General features: G+C 39.0%; 21 protein-coding genes. 16 read left to right on the top strand and 5 right to left on the bottom strand.

Annotated elements, in window-relative coordinates:
* Window positions 1–56: 56 nt before the first annotated feature.
* Genes CQA58_RS02885 through CQA58_RS02865 form a run of 6 tightly spaced genes read left to right on the top strand, consistent with a single transcriptional unit; the run spans window position 57 to window position 4,156 of the window.
* Complete coding sequence (locus tag CQA58_RS02885; RefSeq protein WP_115569217.1) at window positions 57–950, top strand: DnaJ C-terminal domain-containing protein; 894 nt, start codon at window positions 57–59, stop codon at window positions 948–950.
* Window positions 951–1,301, top strand: a complete 351-nt coding sequence (locus CQA58_RS02880) for a heat shock protein transcriptional repressor HspR (protein WP_115569216.1) — start codon at window positions 951–953, stop codon at window positions 1,299–1,301. It abuts the gene before it with no gap.
* Complete coding sequence (locus CQA58_RS02875; protein WP_115569215.1) at window positions 1,298–2,473, top strand: replication-associated recombination protein A; 1,176 nt, start codon at window positions 1,298–1,300, stop codon at window positions 2,471–2,473. Before CQA58_RS02880 ends, CQA58_RS02875 begins: the two co-directional genes overlap by 4 nt.
* Window positions 2,470–3,423, top strand: a complete 954-nt coding sequence (gene dcm, locus CQA58_RS02870; protein WP_115569214.1) for a DNA (cytosine-5-)-methyltransferase — start codon at window positions 2,470–2,472, stop codon at window positions 3,421–3,423. Before CQA58_RS02875 ends, dcm begins: the two co-directional genes overlap by 4 nt.
* Window positions 3,416–3,553, top strand: coding sequence for a hypothetical protein (locus CQA58_RS08425; protein ID WP_342767776.1), 138 nt, complete (start codon window positions 3,416–3,418; stop codon window positions 3,551–3,553). The genes dcm and CQA58_RS08425 overlap by 8 nt, the downstream gene beginning before the upstream one ends.
* Complete coding sequence (locus CQA58_RS02865; protein WP_342767778.1) at window positions 3,554–4,156, top strand: PDDEXK family nuclease; 603 nt, start codon at window positions 3,554–3,556, stop codon at window positions 4,154–4,156.
* Window position 4,157: 1 nt separating this feature from the next.
* On the opposite strand, the gene CQA58_RS02860 is transcribed toward CQA58_RS02865, so the two are convergent.
* A complete protein-coding gene (locus tag CQA58_RS02860) occupies window positions 4,158–5,426 on the bottom strand; it encodes a M20/M25/M40 family metallo-hydrolase (protein ID WP_115569213.1) in 1,269 nt (422 codons plus the stop codon).
* Window positions 5,427–5,519: 93 nt separating this feature from the next.
* On the opposite strand from CQA58_RS02860, the gene CQA58_RS08420 reads away from it, so the two are divergent.
* Genes CQA58_RS08420 through CQA58_RS02850 form a run of 3 tightly spaced genes read left to right on the top strand, consistent with a single transcriptional unit; the run spans window position 5,520 to window position 8,216 of the window.
* Entirely contained in the window at window positions 5,520–5,765 is a 246-nt protein-coding gene (locus tag CQA58_RS08420; protein WP_342767775.1) for a hypothetical protein, read from the top strand.
* Between the two features lie 40 nt (window positions 5,766–5,805).
* Window positions 5,806–7,047 carry an MBOAT family O-acyltransferase gene (locus tag CQA58_RS02855; RefSeq protein ID WP_342767774.1) on the top strand — a complete coding sequence of 414 codons (1,242 nt, stop codon included), beginning with the start codon at window positions 5,806–5,808 and terminating at the stop codon, window positions 7,045–7,047.
* An 8-nt stretch (window positions 7,048–7,055) separates the two neighbouring features.
* The gene (locus tag CQA58_RS02850; RefSeq protein ID WP_115569212.1) at window positions 7,056–8,216 is read left to right on the top strand and encodes a hypothetical protein; all 1,161 of its coding nucleotides are present in this window, start codon (window positions 7,056–7,058) and stop codon (window positions 8,214–8,216) included.
* Window positions 8,217–8,218: 2 nt separating this feature from the next.
* Here CQA58_RS02850 and CQA58_RS02845 read toward each other — a convergent pair whose 3' ends face one another.
* From CQA58_RS02845 to CQA58_RS02835, 3 genes are read right to left on the bottom strand one after another with little or no spacing between them, the layout of a single operon-like run.
* Entirely contained in the window at window positions 8,219–8,899 is a 681-nt protein-coding gene (locus CQA58_RS02845; RefSeq protein ID WP_115569211.1) for an MqnA/MqnD/SBP family protein, read from the bottom strand.
* A complete protein-coding gene (locus CQA58_RS02840; protein WP_115569210.1) occupies window positions 8,900–9,157 on the bottom strand; it encodes an HP0495 family protein in 258 nt (85 codons plus the stop codon).
* Window positions 9,145–9,522 (bottom strand): YbgC/FadM family acyl-CoA thioesterase, encoded by a 378-nt coding sequence (locus CQA58_RS02835; protein WP_115569209.1) that lies wholly within the window; start codon window positions 9,520–9,522, stop codon window positions 9,145–9,147. The genes CQA58_RS02840 and CQA58_RS02835 overlap by 13 nt, the downstream gene beginning before the upstream one ends.
* Before the next feature lie 143 nt (window positions 9,523–9,665).
* Here CQA58_RS02835 and CQA58_RS02830 point away from each other — a divergent pair, with 143 nt between their 5' ends.
* On the top strand, window positions 9,666–10,997 hold the full coding sequence (locus CQA58_RS02830) for a sodium-dependent transporter (RefSeq protein ID WP_115569208.1): 1,332 nt from the start codon (window positions 9,666–9,668) through the stop codon (window positions 10,995–10,997).
* On the opposite strand, the gene CQA58_RS02825 is transcribed toward CQA58_RS02830, so the two are convergent.
* Window positions 10,998–11,780 (bottom strand): CvfB family protein, encoded by a 783-nt coding sequence (locus CQA58_RS02825; protein ID WP_115569207.1) that lies wholly within the window; start codon window positions 11,778–11,780, stop codon window positions 10,998–11,000.
* Window positions 11,781–11,845: 65 nt separating this feature from the next.
* Here CQA58_RS02825 and CQA58_RS02820 point away from each other — a divergent pair, with 65 nt between their 5' ends.
* The 6 genes from CQA58_RS02820 to lgt all read left to right on the top strand — a co-directional run bounded on the left by CQA58_RS02820 (window position 11,846) and on the right by lgt (window position 16,628).
* Window positions 11,846–12,601 carry a Nif3-like dinuclear metal center hexameric protein gene (locus CQA58_RS02820; RefSeq protein ID WP_115569206.1) on the top strand — a complete coding sequence of 252 codons (756 nt, stop codon included), beginning with the start codon at window positions 11,846–11,848 and terminating at the stop codon, window positions 12,599–12,601.
* A complete protein-coding gene (locus CQA58_RS02815) occupies window positions 12,594–13,301 on the top strand; it encodes a zinc ribbon domain-containing protein (RefSeq protein ID WP_115569205.1) in 708 nt (235 codons plus the stop codon). The genes CQA58_RS02820 and CQA58_RS02815 overlap by 8 nt, the downstream gene beginning before the upstream one ends.
* 12 nt (window positions 13,302–13,313) lie before the next feature.
* Window positions 13,314–14,504, top strand: a complete 1,191-nt coding sequence (waaA, locus tag CQA58_RS02810; protein ID WP_115569204.1) for a lipid IV(A) 3-deoxy-D-manno-octulosonic acid transferase — start codon at window positions 13,314–13,316, stop codon at window positions 14,502–14,504.
* A gap of 248 nt (window positions 14,505–14,752) precedes the next feature.
* Window positions 14,753–15,484 (top strand): pseudouridine synthase family protein, encoded by a 732-nt coding sequence (locus CQA58_RS02805; RefSeq protein WP_115569203.1) that lies wholly within the window; start codon window positions 14,753–14,755, stop codon window positions 15,482–15,484.
* On the top strand, window positions 15,481–15,801 hold the full coding sequence (locus CQA58_RS02800; protein ID WP_115569202.1) for a hypothetical protein: 321 nt from the start codon (window positions 15,481–15,483) through the stop codon (window positions 15,799–15,801). Before CQA58_RS02805 ends, CQA58_RS02800 begins: the two co-directional genes overlap by 4 nt.
* Complete coding sequence (gene lgt, locus CQA58_RS02795; RefSeq protein ID WP_115569201.1) at window positions 15,798–16,628, top strand: prolipoprotein diacylglyceryl transferase; 831 nt, start codon at window positions 15,798–15,800, stop codon at window positions 16,626–16,628. The genes CQA58_RS02800 and lgt overlap by 4 nt, the downstream gene beginning before the upstream one ends.
* Window positions 16,629–16,633 lie beyond the last annotated feature (5 nt).

Genomic DNA, 16,633 nt, shown 5'->3' with positions numbered 1-16,633 from the left:
TTGAAAAAATATTTGAAAAAACATAATAATTTTACAAAAAAGTTTAGGAGTAAATTATGGCAAAAAGTCTTTATAGCACATTAGAAGTCAGTGAAAATGCAAGTATGGATGAGATCAAAAAGGCTTATCGCCGTCTTGCACGCAAATATCACCCTGATATCAACAAAGAAGCAGGAGCAGAAGAGAAGTTTAAAGAAATCAATGCAGCCTATGAAATCTTAAGTGATGAGAATAAAAAGGCACAATACGATCAATTTGGCGATGGAATGTTTGGGGGACAAAACTTTAGCGACTTCACACGAGGTGCAGGAGCAAATGGGGTAAATCTTGATGATATTCTCTCTCAAATCTTTGGAAGTGGGGGAGGATTTAGCTCAAGGGGTGGTAGAGGTAGTTTTGGGGGATTTGAGAGCTTTGGGGGAGGGTTTGGTGGCTTTGGTGGAGGAGGATTTGGAGGGTTTGGCACTCCCAATCTTGATTTGCAGGACTCAATCACTATCCCATTCTCCACAGCAATTCTAGGGGGAAAATATCACTACAACAACTTTGATATCAAAATCCCTGCAGGAATCAAAGACAATGAAACAATCCGACTCAAAGGCAAGGGAAGAAGCAATGGAGGATATAGTGGGGATTTGCTTCTTAAAGTTAGGGTAGCAAAAGATGAAAGCTATGAGCGAGAGGGTGATGATCTTATCAAATCTTTTGATATCCCCCTAAAAACAGCACTTTTTGGAGGGAGTGTGGAAGTGCAAACATTGCATAAAGAAGTCAAGCTCAAAATCCCTCAAGGCGTGAAAAACAACCAAAGATTCCGACTTAAAGAGCTAGGAGCAATCAATCGCAAGAGTGGAGCAAAGGGCGATCTCTATCTCAAAGCCAATATCATAATGCCAAGCATTAGCTCACTCTCCCCTGAGCTTGTCAAACTACTTGAAAAGGAGTTATAAATGTATAGTTATGATGAACCTGTATATCTCATTAGCGTTGTGGCAAAAATCCTAGAAATCCACCCTCAAACCCTAAGACAATACGAAAAAGAGGGATTAATCCAACCAGGTAGAACCGATGGCAAAATGCGATTGTATTCTCAAAGGGATATCGACAAGATTAAAACCATTTTACGCCTTACAAGGGATTTGGGAGTGAATCTTGCAGGAGTGGATATCATCTTAAGACTTAAAGAGCGATTAGATGAGCTTGATGCACTCACTGAAGAGCTAAAAGCCCAAGCCCCAAGCCCCAAGCCAAAGTCTGTAACGCTCAAACAAAGCTCTTATGAAATCATTTTGAAGAAATGAAAAATCTCTCCTCTCTTCTTCGCCCTAGCAAACTAGAAGATTTTGTGGGGCAGAGCCATATCATCGGCAAACACACTCCACTCTACAAAGCCATAAGTAAGGGGATTTTGCCCCATTGTATCTTCTATGGACCGCCAGGGAGTGGGAAAACAAGCCTAGCTAGGATTCTCTCTCAAAGCGTGGGGAGTGAGTTTTATGAACTTAATGCCACACATTTTAAACTTGAGGATTTGAGGAAAATCATCACGCCAAACTCTTTGCTCAAGCCTGTAATCTTCATCGATGAAGTGCATCGATTGAGCAAAACTCAGCAAGAAGCCCTACTTCCTATAATGGAAGATAATCTTGCCCATATCCTTGCCTCAAGCACCCTTAACCCCACTTTTTCTCTCACCAACGCCATTCGCTCTAGGAGTTTTATTTACGAATTCTCTCCCCTAAGCAAACAAGAGATGAGGGTATTGCTAGAGAGAGCTTTGAGGGTAGTGAATCTTAAAATAGAGCAAGAGGTGGAGGATTATCTTATCAGCTCAAGTAGTGGAGATGCAAGGGCAATGCTCAATCTCCTTGATCTTGCTTCATTTAGCACCCCTATTACACTTGAAACTCTAAAATCTTTGCGTCCAAATGCGATGAGTGAGGGGGTGAGTGAAGATGATACACATTATAATCTCTCAAGTGCGTTGATTAAATCTATTAGAGGGAGTGATGAGAATGCGGGGATTTACTATTTGGCTAGGATTATTGAGAGTGGAGAGAGTGCAGAATTTATCGCCAGAAGACTTGTCATCTTTGCAAGTGAGGATATTGGCAATGCCAATCCCAATGCCCTAAACCTTGCAGTCAGCACACTTCAAGCTGTGAGGAAAATCGGCTATCCTGAAGCAAGAATCATCTTAGCCCAATGTGTCATCTATCTTGCAAGTTCCCCCAAAAGCAATACAGCCTATGAAGCCATTGATAAGGCAATGGAATATCTTAAAGCCAATCCCCCTCTTCCTATCCCCTCAAATATCCTCCCCTCTAGCCCAAACTATCTCTATCCCCACGACTTTGGAGGGTGGGTAGAGCAACCCTATCTCTCCACTCCTTTGGAGTTTGTCCAAAAAACTTCTAAAGGGTATGAGAAAACGCTTAATGAGTGGCTAGAGAAAATTAGAGGGAAGAGATGAAAAATACATTTTTTGATTTTTGCTCTGGGATTGGGGGAGGAAGATTGGGATTAGAGCATTGTGGTTTAGAGTGTGTAGGGCATAGTGAAATTGATCCAAATCCTGCAAAAACCTATGAGCTATTTTTTGGGAATTATCAAAATTTTGGAGATTTGATGAAAATTGAGCCTAGCACCCTCCCTGATTTTAGGTATCTCATCGCAGGTTTTCCTTGTCAAACCTTCAGTATTGTGGGAAAAAGAGAAGGATTTAGCGATGATAGAGGGCAAATCATTTTTGGAATCCAAAATATCCTTCAAGCTAAAAATCCTCCATTTTTTCTCTTAGAAAATGTCAAAGGATTGCTCAATCACAATCGTGGAAAAACACTTCAGACTATTGTAGATTCTCTCACTGCTTTGGGCTACATTGTGAGATATAGGGTGTTAAATAGTCTTGATTTTGGTTTGCCACAGATGAGAGAGAGGATTTATATCGTGGGGATAAAAAATGAGCTTTATACTCACCCTTTTGACTTTCCCCAAGAGAGTGGAGAGGGAAAAATAGAGGAGTTTTTGTGTGATGAGACAGAAGAGTTTGATATACAAAACCCCACCTTTATCAAATACCTCAACAATGCTTATAACAAAGGAAAAATCAATCTTGAAGAGATTTTGCAAGAAGATTACAATGTGATTGACACAAGACAAAGTGATTGTCGAATCTACCCCCAAAAAGTCCCCACCCTCAGAACAGGACGACACGGAATCCTCTATACAAAAGATAAAAAACTCAAAAAACTCAGCTCATATGAGGGGCTACTTTTGCAAGGATTCCCTAAAAACTTGGCAGAAAAAATAAAAAATCTAAAAAATATCGAAAACAAAATTCTCTCCCAAGTAGGCAATGCAATGAGTGTGCCTGTGATTGAAGCGATAGGAAAAAAAATCAAGGAGTATGACAATGACTAAGATTTCAGGCAGTCAGATTGCAAAAACAGGGTTTTTGAATGAAAAAGAAATTGCCAATAAGTTCAATCATTGGCAAAACGACAATGAAGCCCAACTTTGGCTAGAGATAATGCAATACAGATTAGAATAAATTGAATGGGTTAAAGCCATTGTGATTTCAGGACACAAAGCCGACTTGAATGTCCAAATCCAAATCAAACTTAAAAAAGCCATTGATATTCAAAACATTCAAGTCAAACTGGTGAGCAATAAAAAAGGATTCAACCAAATTGATAAGCGTTGGGTGGATAATTATGCAAAACTATGGGATATTCCAAGTGAGATTGTGGAACTTTTAAAATATTTTACAGGAGAAAAACCACCATATATAGCCAACCCCAAAGACAAACGCAGAATGTTTGCCACAGAGTTTTCAGTCCAAGAGCAAAGCAAACTCCTAGAGTGGCTCAATCAAAACAAAATTATGATTCTCACAGACATTATCAAGGGCAGAGGAGAGTTTAGTGCAGAATGGGTTCTAGTCGCTCAAAAAACCCCAACCAACGCTCGGTGGATTCTCAAAAATATTAGTGAGGTTCTCAACCATTATGTCTTTGGAGAGATAAGTATCTCTCCAAGAGGTTCAATCCACTTTGCAAGGGTGCTAATCCAACGAAAGGGTGGAGATAGTGGGGCAAAAACTGCCAATATGCTTCAATTCAAAATCGACCCCACAGAGTTGTTTGAGGAATAATTTACTGATACTTCCTCACAATATCAAACACCACTTTTGAAATCCTCTCAACTGAGCCAATCTCACATCGCTCATCAGTGGAGTGGGGATTATAAATGTTTGGACCAATGGAGCAACACTCAAGCCCTTGCACTTTTGCACCGATGATTCCACACTCAAGCCCTGCGTGGATTGCATAGTAGTTTGCATTGGGATTATAAGCCCTCATCACTTCCAACACTTCTTCAGAAAACTCACTTTTCTTTGGCTCCCAAGGGAGATAGAAATTGTCTGAAAGCACAGAGGCAAATGAGGAGAAAAACTCCATACTCTCAAACTCAATCGCCCTTAGTTCTCCCTCATCATTGGATCGTGCAAAGAGATCTATCTCAACCTTGCCCCCCTCAAGCTTTGCGATAGCTAGATTGATACTTGTTTGAGCGATATTTAGCGTAGTGTTATAGCTTCGCAATCCGTGAGAGAAGCTATTGATTGCCCAAAGGAACTTAGAGCTTTGAGATGATACCCTCTCTTTACCTCTCCCCAAATGCGTGATTTTGATATGGGCCTCATCTTTGGGAGTTTGAGGGAAAATCACTCTAGCTTTGGCATATTTAGGGATAGAGTTGATTCTCTCTCCACCTTTGAAGCTGATGATTTCTCCATTATATCGCTTGATAAAAGAGGCTAGAGTCTTAATCGAGCTTGTAGGATTACTCAAAATATCCACCCCTGAATGCCCTCCCTTAAATCCATAGACCTCCACTTCATACACTTCCCCCTCTCTCTCAATCCCCTCATCACAATCTCTCACAAAGATATCCACCCCTCCAGCACAGCCGATAGTTACCTCTGTGTCGTGTTCGTGATCGAGATTGAGAAGCCTTTTTGATTTGAGGTTATGCTCCAAACCATTTGCTCCCACAAGCCCCACTTCTTCATCGTTTGTAAAAAGACATTCAACGTTTTCAAACTCCCTCATCGCTTCCATCATCATCGCACACCCCATACCATTATCTGCCCCAAGACTAGAATCTTTGGCTTTGAGATACCCATCTTGCTCTATGACTTCGATATGTGGAGCAACGCCCATACACACCATATCATAATGGCTTTGCAAACACACCTTTGGCTCTCCTTTGTAAGCGTGAATATTCCCCACACTATCCACACTCACCTCACACCCACAACTTTTGGCATACTCCACCAAAAAATCTCGCATTTTCTCTGTCTCAAAACTGCAATGCGGGATTTTGGTTAGCTCATAAAAATGGTTGATGACTTCTTTCATATTTACTCCTTATCTAGGTGTTTTTATCATTTTTTAAGAGTTTTTAGGATATTCTATCACACAAAAATATTCTATACAAAAGGCTTTTTCCCAATGCTCTTCAACTCCTACATCTTCATCTTTGCCTTTCTCCCTATAATGCTTATAGGCTTTTATGTTTTGAAGAGATTGGGATATTTTAGAGCCTCTAAAGTGTTTTTAGTGTGTGGGAGTTTGTTTTTCTATGGGTTTTGGAAACTCTCTTATCTTCCTATCTTGCTTCTCTCTATTATTGCCAATTATCTCTTAGCCACAAAGATTGCTTCTACTCCTACTGCTCTAGGGGGGGGGGGGGTATAGAAAGCTTTGGCTAATTGTTGGCATAGTTTTCAATCTCTTATTGCTTGGAGGGTTTAAATACACTGATTTTCTTCTCTCTAATCTCAATTCTCTCTTTTCTCTCTCACTTCCTCTTCCTCACATTCTTCTTCCTCTTGCACTCTCGTTTGTAACCTTTCAGCAGATTGCATTTCTAGTAGATACTTATAGAAGCAAAGAGATTAAAAGAATTGATTTTATAGATTATTCTCTTTTTATCACTTTCTTTCCTCAACTCATTGCTGGACCTATTGTTCATCACAAAGAGATGATGCCTCAGTTTGCTTCACTTCTAAGCAAAGAAAAAGAGCTAGTGGATTGGGAGAGATTTGCTAGAGGGTTGTTTATCTTCTCCATTGGATTATTTAAAAAAGTTGTTGTGGCTGATAACTTTGCAATCTATGCTAATAATGGGTTTAATGCAGTGGAGAGTGGAGGGACTTTAAACTTCTTAGAATCTTGGCTTACTTCTCTCTCTTATACCTTTCAGCTCTACTTTGATTTTAGTGGGTATTGTGATATGGCAATAGGGATTGCTCTGTTTTTTGGAATCACTTTGCCAATCAATTTCAACTCTCCTTATAAAGCAAGTAATATTAAAGAGTTTTGGAAGAGATGGCATATGACTTTGGGGAGATTTCTTACTGAATATCTCTATATCCCTCTAGGAGGAAATAAGAGAGGATTTAGTAGAGAGCTAGTTAATGTCTTTATTGTCTTTACTTTGAGTGGAATATGGCATGGAGCTGGGTGGGGGTTTATTATTTGGGGAGTATTACACGCAAGTGCAATGGTGGTTCAAAGAGTGTATCGCAATATTTTAAAGAGTGTGTTTGGGATAGAGGAGATTAGAAGCAAACTCTATACTGCAATGTGTTGGATTCTTACCTTTAACTTCATCAATCTCTCTTGGGTGTTTTTTAGAAGTGAGAGTGTAAGTGGGGCTATGAGTATGCTAAAGAGTATGGTGGGAGGGAATGGGGTGGTGTTGCCTTATGTATTTCAAAAATATCACGACAAGCTTACAAAAGTGTTTGGAAATGTGGAATATGGGGGAGTGTTTTCTCATATTACAGATGATGGAAAAATGCTCATTTGTTTTTCTATATGCTTTTTGTTTATCTGCATATATTTTAAAAACTCAAATCAACTCACAAAGAGTCTCGCTCCTTCTTGGCTTTGGCTATTTTTTGTTGTGATTATTAGCTTCTATTCCCTTATCAATCTCAACAAAATATCTCAATTTTTATACTTCAATTTTTAGGATTCTCTATGAAATTTAAGACTTTTTCTCTTTTGTATTTATCATGCTTGTTTATGGGGATAGTATTTGTGTTTATTTTTTTGAGTATCTTAAGTGCTTTTTTTGAACATAATACATATCAACAAATTGTCAAATATCAAATCAAACACAATGCTATTTATGGATCTGCACTCAATGAAAATTATTTTTCCTATCGCCTTGAACTCATAAAAGAAATCAAACCTGATATTGTTGCCATTGGCTCATCACGAGTGGGACAATTTAAACAAAAGTTTTTCAAAACCTCTTTTGTTGCTGCAGCAAATGCAGGAAATTCTTTGGCTGAAACATATTATTTTGTCGAGGAGATGATAAAAAATCACAAACCAAAGTTGGTAATCTTGGGAATCGATCCTTGGTGGTTCAACAAAAAAATGCCAAACAATAAGTATTTATCCTATCAGCAAAATAATGGAAAGAATATCAATTCTACAAAAATCTTTAATGCTTTAAAAATTTTCTTTTCAAATCCTTCTATTTTCATCAATCAGCTCATCGCACATCAAACAACAACAAATCCCTATACATCAATCCCAAGTCTGGGATTTAGAGCGATTACAAAATCAAATGGAAGTTTTCCTGATGGATCTTATCTATACTTCTCTACACTCTCAGGCATCTCTCCTGCTGAAGACAAAAAATTCAGCAATTCCAAAGAGAGAATCGATCAAGAAATTTTTCCTTTCTTTTATGGAGAAGAGCTTGATTATCCAAGAATTGAGGAGTTTTATTCTCTACTTGCATTACTCAAGCAACACAAGATTCAAGTCCTAACACTAACAACTCCACTATCCCCTACAATTTACAATGTGCTTGTCAATGAAAAGAAGAAAGATTTTGCTTGGTTACAAAAATTTGATGAGTTCGCAAGAAAGAATAAAATTTTTCATTTTCTTAATCCACACAAGCTCCAGACAATAGATTGTGAATTTTATGATGGGTTTCATGGTGGAGATATAGCCTATGCAAGAATATTAGAGCAAATTGCCAAAATAGATACAGATATGGTAAATTTTCTTGATTTACAAAAAATCCAAGAAACAATCAAGACAAAGAGAGGGCATGCATATTCAGACAATCTAGGAAAATATAGAGAAATAGATTTTCTTAACATTGGTTGCAAGAAATAACTCTAACCCCTCTTAGGCTTCCTAACCCCCAATATTCTTAGCTCTCTATGGAATAGCTCTAATGCTCTCTTCTCCTTCCCACCAAGAGCATAGTAGATTTTTTGCAAATAGGCTTTGATATCTTTGGGGCTGATTTGAGATTGCTTAGCTCTCTGCTCTAAGATATAGTGAGGGATTTTGCTCTTGGCTTTGGCAAATCCCTTGATCATCGCATTCACTTGTAAGCTTTGCTTTTTGGAGCAAAACAGCCCAAAGACAAAAGGAAGCTGATATTTCTCCCACCACAAAAGCCCCAAATCCTGATATTCTCCCCCCTCTAGTTTGTAGCGTAATGCCCTATCCCCTATCCTCACTTCTCCACTCACTCCAAGCACCTTAGCCAAAGCATTAGAGGTGGCTGACTGATAGTCATCTTGAGAATTTAGGGGAAGCACAATCACGCTCCATACCTCGCCTTTGGCAATGATTCCGACATTTTGTGCGATTTTTTTTCTCCCCAAAGCCATAATAGAGCTTACAAACCCTGCATCAATCCTAGAAAATAAAAAATCTTTATTAAGCTTGGCAGGATAGGATTTTTTGTAAGCAATCATTTTCTTTTGTTGTGAGCTTAGAGGAAATCTCTTAAGATACACATCAAAGGGTAAAAGATTGAGATAATCAATCTTTCCAATCTTTAGCATTTAAAGAACCATTGAGATATGTGGGTGGTTTTTTAGTTTGGCAAAAAGCTCATTCCTCTCTTCTTCACTTGCAACCTCAGTGCTGACAACGATACTGACAAATTTCCCTCCGTGAGAAGTGTTGCCATCTTTGAGCGTATAGCTTGAGGGGAAAATACCCTTCACAATCTCTTCTAACTCTTTTTTGTCTTTACCAATGATTCGATACTCCCATTGTGTAGGGTAGTCAATCTGTGGTTTTCCCTCTATTTCTTGCATTCTAGCACCTCCAAAAATTCTTGTGTCATCTCACAAGGTTTGCCCCTCTCAAAGTCGATAAATCCTAGTCTTACTTCCATTGAAAAAATTTTCTCCTCTTCTCTAAAAATCTCTTGTTTTAGAGTGAGTTGCACTTTTTTTAGCTCAAGAAGTGAAGTCTTTACCCAAAGCTCATCGCCAAGCTTTGCACTCTTGATAAAATCTGCTTTGATATTTTTTACGACAAAACCTAAAGCTTGATTATAAGGCATTTTTCCCTTACCAAAAAACAATTCACTCCTTGCCCTCTCACAAAATTTCAAATAATTACTATGATAGACAATCCCACCACAATCTGTATCTTCATAATAAACCCTGATTTTCATACCCAATCCTTAAAGATTTTTTGATTTTAAAAAATGCATTTTACACACTAAAATCGCACAAAATCAAAATTTCTTGGTGATATCCTTAAAATATAGGATAAAATCTAAACCTTTTAAGAATTTTCAAATAAAAGGAGGGAGTTATGAATAACTTCAGCAAACTAGGCTTTATTCTAGCTACTTTGGGTAGCTCCATTGGTCTAGGTCATATTTGGAAATTCCCTTATATGGCTGGACAGAACGGAGGAGGGGCGTTTGTGCTTTTTTACCTTGTTCTAGCACTTGTGATTGGTGTCTCAATGTTGATTGCCGAAATGCTTATTGGTAATAAAGCCAAAACTAACCCTGTGGATAGCTTTGTAGTCCTAGAGCCAAACAAAAAGGCGACTTGGAAGTTTATCGGTATCATTACTATTGGTGGTCCAATGGTTATGACTTTTTATGCTGTGGTGCTTGGCTGGGTGCTTTATTATCTCTTTATTGGAAGTTTTTCATTGCCTCACGATTTGGAGAGTGCTAAGCAGTCTTTTGTGTCTTTGGCTTCAGGTTCTATCCCTACCCAAATCGCAGGACTCCTTGTGTGTATGTTTTTGACAGGATATATCGTGGCAAAAGGAGTAAAGGGAGGGATTGAGAAGCTTAATCTCATCTTAATGCCTTTGCTTTTCATTATCTTTATTGGATTGCTTATCTATGCTTGCACACTTGATTCATTTGGAAAGGCGTGGAATTTTATGTTTGCATTCCACCCTGAGAAGCTCACAAGCGATGTGGTGCTAAGTGCTTTGGGGCAAGTCTTTTTCGCCCTCTCGCTTGGACTTGGAACGATTCTTATTTATGGAGCGTATGCTGATAGCAATGAAAACTTGCTTTCAAGCTCTATTTGGGTTGTAGTCTCAGGACTTTTCATCTCTATTGTTGCAGGATTGATGATTTTTGCTTTTCTTTTCCAATACGACGGAGAGGCAAGTGCAGGGCCGGGGCTACTTTTTATCTCTTTGCCTTTGGTGTTTGGCAAAATGGGAATTTGGGGAAATATCATCTCATTTCTCTTTATGCTTTGCGTGGCGTTTGCAGGGATTACTTCCACGGTATCAATCGTCGAACCTGCCGCAGCTTACCTCAAAGATAGACTTGGGTGGAGTCAAGCCAAAGCCACTTGGGTATGCTGTGCGTTGATTTCAGTTGTGGGAATCTTTGTAATCCTCTCTATCACAGCTGATTATGGTGCGATTTTCAGTATCGGTGGAATGAGTTTGTTTGATATTTTTGATAATGCCACATCAAAAGTCATTATGCCTTTGGGTGGATTCTTTATCCTTATCTTTGCAAGTTATGTAATTGGAAAAAAGAGATTGAGAGAATATACAAAAGATTATCTCTCCCCCACTCTCTTTGAGATTTGGTATATCATCATCGCTTTTGTTGCACCTCTTGTCATCGCAGTCATTGGACTTGCACCATTTTTCAAATAACTACCTTAAGAGGGTAATCCCCTCTTGAGATTTCTCTAGCCTATCCCCTAGCTTTGCCACAGCTCTTTTGAAAGATTTTTTGCTCATACCACAGATTTTATATATCTCTTGAGGATCGCTCTCATTGCTAAGTGCAAGAGTGTTTCCCCTCTCTTTTAGAATCTTTAGCAAAACCTCTGCCTCATCTTCTTGAGTGAGTTTAAGATCAAGCTTTCCATCATTTCGCACTTTTTTGACACTTACCCTCACTTGCTCTCCTATTTTTAGTGGAGCAAAGACTTCAGAGGAGTAGAGCAAACCTTGATATTTCCCCTCCACCACACATTCAAACCCCAAAGGAGTTTTGCGAGAGATGAGGGCAGGAAGCTCTTGATAGGTTTTGCTTCTGTCTTTGCAGGGCAAGAGTTTGAGATGAGCGTTTGCAAGAAGTCGCCCCTCTTTGTCTTTCTCGATTTTTACGACAACTTTTTGACTTCTTTTGAGGGCATAGGGGTTTTTGAGTGGCAAGAAAATATCTTTAGCAATCCCCAAATCAAGATAAACCCCATTGCTAAGAATATCCACCACCTCCAATGCCACAATCTCCCCCAAAGTCCCATAGGGCTTAAGTGTAGTAGCGATGATTCTATCCTCACTATCTGTATAGACAAATACCTCTAACCTATCTCCAATCAACGCCTCTTTTGGCACATATTTTCTAGGAAGCAAAATCTCCTCATCTCCCATAATCGCACCAAAGGGAAGCATTTTTTTGATTTCCAAACTCACATAAGTTCCAACCATTACTTTTCCTAAATACAAAAACTCTTTGGCATAATAATCAATATTTTATACACAAGTGAGTTGATATGCCAAAAGTTAGAGAAATTTATCAAATCTGCGATGAGATTTCCCCATTTGCCCTGCAAGAGAAATGGGATAATAGTGGTTTAAATCTAGGAAATATGGAGCAAGAGGTAAGCAAAATCTATCTTTCTTTGGAGGTAGATACCCACCTAGCTCAAAAAGTAGAGAGAGACTCACTCATCATCACTCACCACCCTCTCATCTTCTCTCCTCTAAAAAATCTTGATACAAGCACCTATCCTAGCAATATTCTCTCACTCCTTCTAGCCAAAAATTGCTCTCTCATTGCAATGCATACAAACTTTGATCACACTCATCTCAATCACTATTTTGCAACTGAAGTTTTGGGATTTAGGGATTTGCAAAAAATTGAATTTACCCTTATGCAAGAGATTGCCCCCACCCCTTTTCACGCTCTGCTCTCCTCTATCCACTCCTCCCTCTCCTCCCCTACTCTTCCCTATCTAAAGACTCAAGAAGAGATTTTGAGAGTGTATATCGTGTGTGGTAGTGGTTGCTCTGCCCTCCCTCTCATCACTCCACACTCACGCTCCTGCCTCATCACAGGGGATATAAAATACCATAATGCAATGGAAGCCAAAAGTCTTGGAATCTCCCTCATTGATGTGGGACATTATGAGAGTGAGAAATATTTTTCAAAAATTTTGCATAAGGATTTGAAAAATTTTGGGTATGAAGCTATAATAAGCGATTTAGAAAATCCATTGACACAATCTTTAAGGAAAACAGATGAATAAGTATCTAAAAGAACTCATTGATGTCTCTTTGCTTGATAGAGAAATCGATCTTATGGAGCCAAAAATCAAGCAAATCAAAAAAGGGCTAAACTCAAAGCTCTATCAGCAAGAAGTCAAAGAGCAAGAAATCCTCTCTTTGGAAGAGCAAAAAGAAAGTCATAGACTTCAGCTTCTCAAATGCAATGAAACCATTGCAACTCTTGGTGCTAGACTTGAGGACATTAGCAAAAAAATGGGAGAAGTCAAGACAGAAAAAGAGCTGAAAGCTCTCAATATTGAAGAAGAGTTAGCAAGAGAGCAAATCACTTATCAAAACTCTGAAATCACACGCATTGAGGGGCTTCTCAATTCTGTTGATGAGAAAATTGAGCAAACTAAAGCAAGTATTCAAAGCATTCAAGCTGATATTGTAGAGATTGAAAAAGAAGTCGCTTCAGAGCTAGAAGAAATCAAAAAAGAGCAAGAAGTGATTTCTAAGAAAAAATCTCTACTTGTAGATAAAATGGATCAAAAAATCGTTGTTTTCTATGAAAAAATCCGAAAATGGGCAAAAAACACAAGCGTTGTGCCTGTATATAAACAAGCTTGTGGTGGGTGCTTTATCAAAATCAACGATCGTGTTTATACAGAGGTTCTCAAGGGCGATGATATTACCACTTGCCCTCATTGTGGAAGAATCCTCTATATCCAAGAGGACTAAAACTCCCCAAAGATGGAAAAATCTCCCTCTTTCCCTCTTGGCTATTTTCTACTTCTTTGCTTTCTTTATCTTATTTCACTTCCTTTTTTGACACTTTTATCGCTCAAAAAAAAATACTCTCACTCTATCCCCTCACGATTTTTTCTACGCCATTTTAGAGTTGAGTTTGAGCCAAAATATTGGTTTCACGCCTGCTCCTTTGGAGAGAGCAAAAGCTATGAACCCATTCTTAAAGCCCTTATCCAAAAAGAGCCAAATGCAAAAATCTTACTCACTTGCACGACAAATACAGGCTTTGCCTATCTTCAAAGCTTCCAAGAGAGCTATCCTAACAATTTCATCACTCACTACCTGCCCTTTGAAATCTTTCTCCCTCTTTGGAAAAATTCATTACGCTCTTTGCATACCCTCATCGTTACAGAAGCCGAGCTTTGGAAAATGCTCTTTTGGGTAGGCAAAAGCGTGGGAGCAAAGACAATGCTACTCAATGCTAGAATCTCAAATCGCTCACTCAAAAGCTATATGAGGGCAAAATGGTTTTACTCCTCACTTTTTGCCCTAGTGGATTGTGTATTGGCTCAAAGTGAGATAGATAAGGAGAGATTAGAGAATTTAGGAGCTAAAAATGTCTCCTTTTTTGGCAATCTCAAAATCTTCTCCACCCCTCAAATCACTCACACCTACACCAAAGATAGAGATGTGATTTTGTGTGCTTCAAGCCACAAAGATGAGGAAAAACTCATCTTGCAATCCTTTCTCCCCCTCAATCTCAATGCCACACTTATCATCGTCCCACGCCACCCTGAGAGATTTGAGGAAGTGAGAAAACTCTGCCTTGAGTTCTCTCAAAAATACGACAAAACTTTTTCCACTTTTAGGCAATCTTGGGGAGATGTGGTGCTAGTAGATGCTATGGGAGAGCTTAACAACTTTTATGCAATCGCTGATTGTGTGATTTTGTGTGGGAGCTTTGTCCCTGTGGGAGGGCATAACCCCCTAGAACCTGCCTACTTCCACGCTCCCATTCTAAGTGGAAAGCATATTTATAACCAAAACGCCCTCTTCTCTCTCATAGAGGGCTATGAGCTAGCAGAAGATAATGAGCTTTCAGATAAGCTCAAGGATTACAAGGCTCTCCCAAAAACTAATATTAAAGAGAGTCAAAACAAGCTTGAGGATTTGATTTTGCTAATTCAAAACTGATTTTTAAGGAAAATACAACAGGAGGGAAACCCCTCCAACTGCTAATATGCGTTTGTCAAAATAAGGCATAATGGTAAAGCTATAATTAGCAGTGTCATATTAGCTCTCCCTTTCTTGGGATTGGGAGTGCAAAACGCCTTAGTGGAGTGCAAGTCAATCAAGGATATACACTCCACACAAAGTTTCTAGCCAAATCAACAACTCAAAAACGATAAAATTCAACCTTGATTTTTACATAGAGGAAAGCAATGCAAAAAGCCTATAAACTTCTTGCCCTTCAAGAGGGGATTTCAAACGCACAAGCTAAGTCATTGATTGATAGAGGGTTAGTGAGTGTCAATGGCAAACGCTTAAATATCGCTAGGGGAGAGTTGAGTGAGAAAAGCGTATTTGTAGTGGAGAGGGTGAGTAAGCCTGAAATTCTCTTCCAAGATGACAATCTCCTTGCAGTGGAGAAACCTGCCTTTGTAGAAAGCTATGATTTGTGCGAGTTTTTCAAAGATTGGAGTTTGCTTCATCGACTTGATAGAGAGACAAGTGGGGTGATTTTGCTTATCAAAGAGGGAAGCGAGTTTCACAAGAGGGCAAAAGAAGAGTTTAAAAAACAAAATGTTTATAAAGAATATCTAGCTATCGTCAATGGAATCTTAAGCGAAGAGGTTGAAATCAATCGCCCAATCCTCACGATAAAAAAAGGCTTTGCCAAAAGCAAAATCAGCAAAGAGGGGCTTCCTGCACTCACTCATCTCTCCCCTCTTCAAGTCAGTGGCAAAAAAACCCTAATCCAAGCTATCATCAAAACAGGACGCACTCATCAAATCCGTGTGCATTGCCAAAGCATCAACCACCCCATTTTTGGAGATACCCTCTATGGAGGGAACAATGCCAAACGCCTAATGCTCCACGCTCACAAAATCAAACTTTTTGATTATGAAATTACCTCAAAAATACCAAAAATTTTCAAGGATTTAATGCAATGAAACTTGAAGCCCAGCTCCTAGAGGATAATCAAATCAAAATCACCTGCACAGGCAAATACAAGCCTCAGCGAGATAGAATGGAGTTTAAAAACTTTTTTTGCTCTACCCTCACCCAATACCCCCAGAGCAAAAGCGTAGTAGTGAGTTTCGAGCAACCCAACATTGATATGAACATTCTAGGCTTACTTCTAAAATTTATAAAAATCGATAGCTATGAAATCCACCTTCTAGTTTTGCATTACTCTTGCTTTAGAATGCTAGAAGATTTATACTTACTTGAGAAATTTAATGTCAAATATCAAAAGGTGTCTGTATGAATGAATGGTATTCTCACTTCAACCCCGTAGCCTTTGAGCTATTTTCTATCAAAGTGCATTGGTATGGGATTGCTTATATTTTGGCACTTTTGAGTGCATTGTGGTTTGCTCAATATTTCCGCAAAGATTCAAGGTTTTGCAATATCTCCAAAAAAGAGCTAGAAAACTACTTTTTGTTTGCCGAGCTTGGCGTGATTTTGGGAGCAAGGCTAGGGTATGTGCTAGTGTATTCTCCACAGAGGTGGGAGTATCTCACTCACCCTTGGCAGATTTTCAACCCCTTTGATTCAAATGGTGCATTTGTGGGAATCTCAGGGATGAGCTATCACGGAGCAATCGTGGGCTTTTTGCTCTCTAGCTACCTCTATACAAAGATAAAAAAGCAAAATTTCTTACAATATCTTGACTTAATGGCTCTAAGTATCCCCCTTGCCTATGTGTTTGGACGCATTGGAAACTTCCTCAATCACGAGCTTTATGGAAGGGTGATTCCTGAGAGTGATAGCTTTTGGAAGCCTTTTGGGATCTATATCAATGGAGCTTTGCGTTACCCTAGTCAGCTTATTGAGGCGTTTTTGGAAGGGATTGTCGTCTTTGTGTTTGTGTGGGTGGCTAAGAGGTTTTTGCGATTTGATGGGGCATTGATTGGGGTGTATGCTTTGGGGTATTCGCTGATGAGATTTGTCGCAGAGTTTTATCGTGAGCCTGATAGCCAAATGGGATATTATGGGATTTTTAGTATGGGACAGATTCTAAGCTTTGCAATGCTTGGAGCGTCTTTGGTGCTACTTTTTTACGCCTATGCCAAGCAGAACCCAAATCGTTGAGAGGT

The sequence above is a fragment of the Helicobacter brantae genome (assembly GCF_003364205.1).
Lineage (GTDB): Bacteria > Campylobacterota > Campylobacteria > Campylobacterales > Helicobacteraceae > Helicobacter_G > Helicobacter_G brantae.
Note: the sequence above shows the minus strand (reverse complement) of the source record. Positions and strands in the feature narration are given on the sequence as shown.

Excerpts from the sequence above, each read along its gene's own strand:
- CQA58_RS02885 (WP_115569217.1), top strand. The coding sequence starts at position 57 with ATGGCAAAAAGTCTTTATAGCACATTAGAAGTCAGTGAAAATGCAAGT.
- CQA58_RS02880 (WP_115569216.1), top strand. The coding sequence starts at position 951 with ATGTATAGTTATGATGAACCTGTATATCTCATTAGCGTTGTGGCAAAA.
- CQA58_RS02875 (WP_115569215.1), top strand. The coding sequence starts at position 1,298 with ATGAAAAATCTCTCCTCTCTTCTTCGCCCTAGCAAACTAGAAGATTTT.
- dcm (WP_115569214.1), top strand. The coding sequence starts at position 2,470 with ATGAAAAATACATTTTTTGATTTTTGCTCTGGGATTGGGGGAGGAAGA.
- CQA58_RS08425 (WP_342767776.1), top strand. The coding sequence starts at position 3,416 with ATGACTAAGATTTCAGGCAGTCAGATTGCAAAAACAGGGTTTTTGAAT.
- CQA58_RS02860 (WP_115569213.1), bottom strand. The coding sequence starts at position 5,426 with ATGAAAGAAGTCATCAACCATTTTTATGAGCTAACCAAAATCCCGCAT.
- CQA58_RS08420 (WP_342767775.1), top strand. The coding sequence starts at position 5,520 with ATGCTCTTCAACTCCTACATCTTCATCTTTGCCTTTCTCCCTATAATG.
- CQA58_RS02850 (WP_115569212.1), top strand. The coding sequence starts at position 7,056 with ATGAAATTTAAGACTTTTTCTCTTTTGTATTTATCATGCTTGTTTATG.
- CQA58_RS02845 (WP_115569211.1), bottom strand. The coding sequence starts at position 8,899 with ATGCTAAAGATTGGAAAGATTGATTATCTCAATCTTTTACCCTTTGAT.
- CQA58_RS02840 (WP_115569210.1), bottom strand. The coding sequence starts at position 9,157 with ATGCAAGAAATAGAGGGAAAACCACAGATTGACTACCCTACACAATGG.
- CQA58_RS02835 (WP_115569209.1), bottom strand. The coding sequence starts at position 9,522 with ATGAAAATCAGGGTTTATTATGAAGATACAGATTGTGGTGGGATTGTC.
- CQA58_RS02830 (WP_115569208.1), top strand. The coding sequence starts at position 9,666 with ATGAATAACTTCAGCAAACTAGGCTTTATTCTAGCTACTTTGGGTAGC.
- CQA58_RS02825 (WP_115569207.1), bottom strand. The coding sequence starts at position 11,780 with ATGGTTGGAACTTATGTGAGTTTGGAAATCAAAAAAATGCTTCCCTTT.
- CQA58_RS02820 (WP_115569206.1), top strand. The coding sequence starts at position 11,846 with ATGCCAAAAGTTAGAGAAATTTATCAAATCTGCGATGAGATTTCCCCA.
- CQA58_RS02815 (WP_115569205.1), top strand. The coding sequence starts at position 12,594 with ATGAATAAGTATCTAAAAGAACTCATTGATGTCTCTTTGCTTGATAGA.
- waaA (WP_115569204.1), top strand. The coding sequence starts at position 13,314 with ATGGAAAAATCTCCCTCTTTCCCTCTTGGCTATTTTCTACTTCTTTGC.
- CQA58_RS02805 (WP_115569203.1), top strand. The coding sequence starts at position 14,753 with ATGCAAAAAGCCTATAAACTTCTTGCCCTTCAAGAGGGGATTTCAAAC.
- CQA58_RS02800 (WP_115569202.1), top strand. The coding sequence starts at position 15,481 with ATGAAACTTGAAGCCCAGCTCCTAGAGGATAATCAAATCAAAATCACC.
- lgt (WP_115569201.1), top strand. The coding sequence starts at position 15,798 with ATGAATGAATGGTATTCTCACTTCAACCCCGTAGCCTTTGAGCTATTT.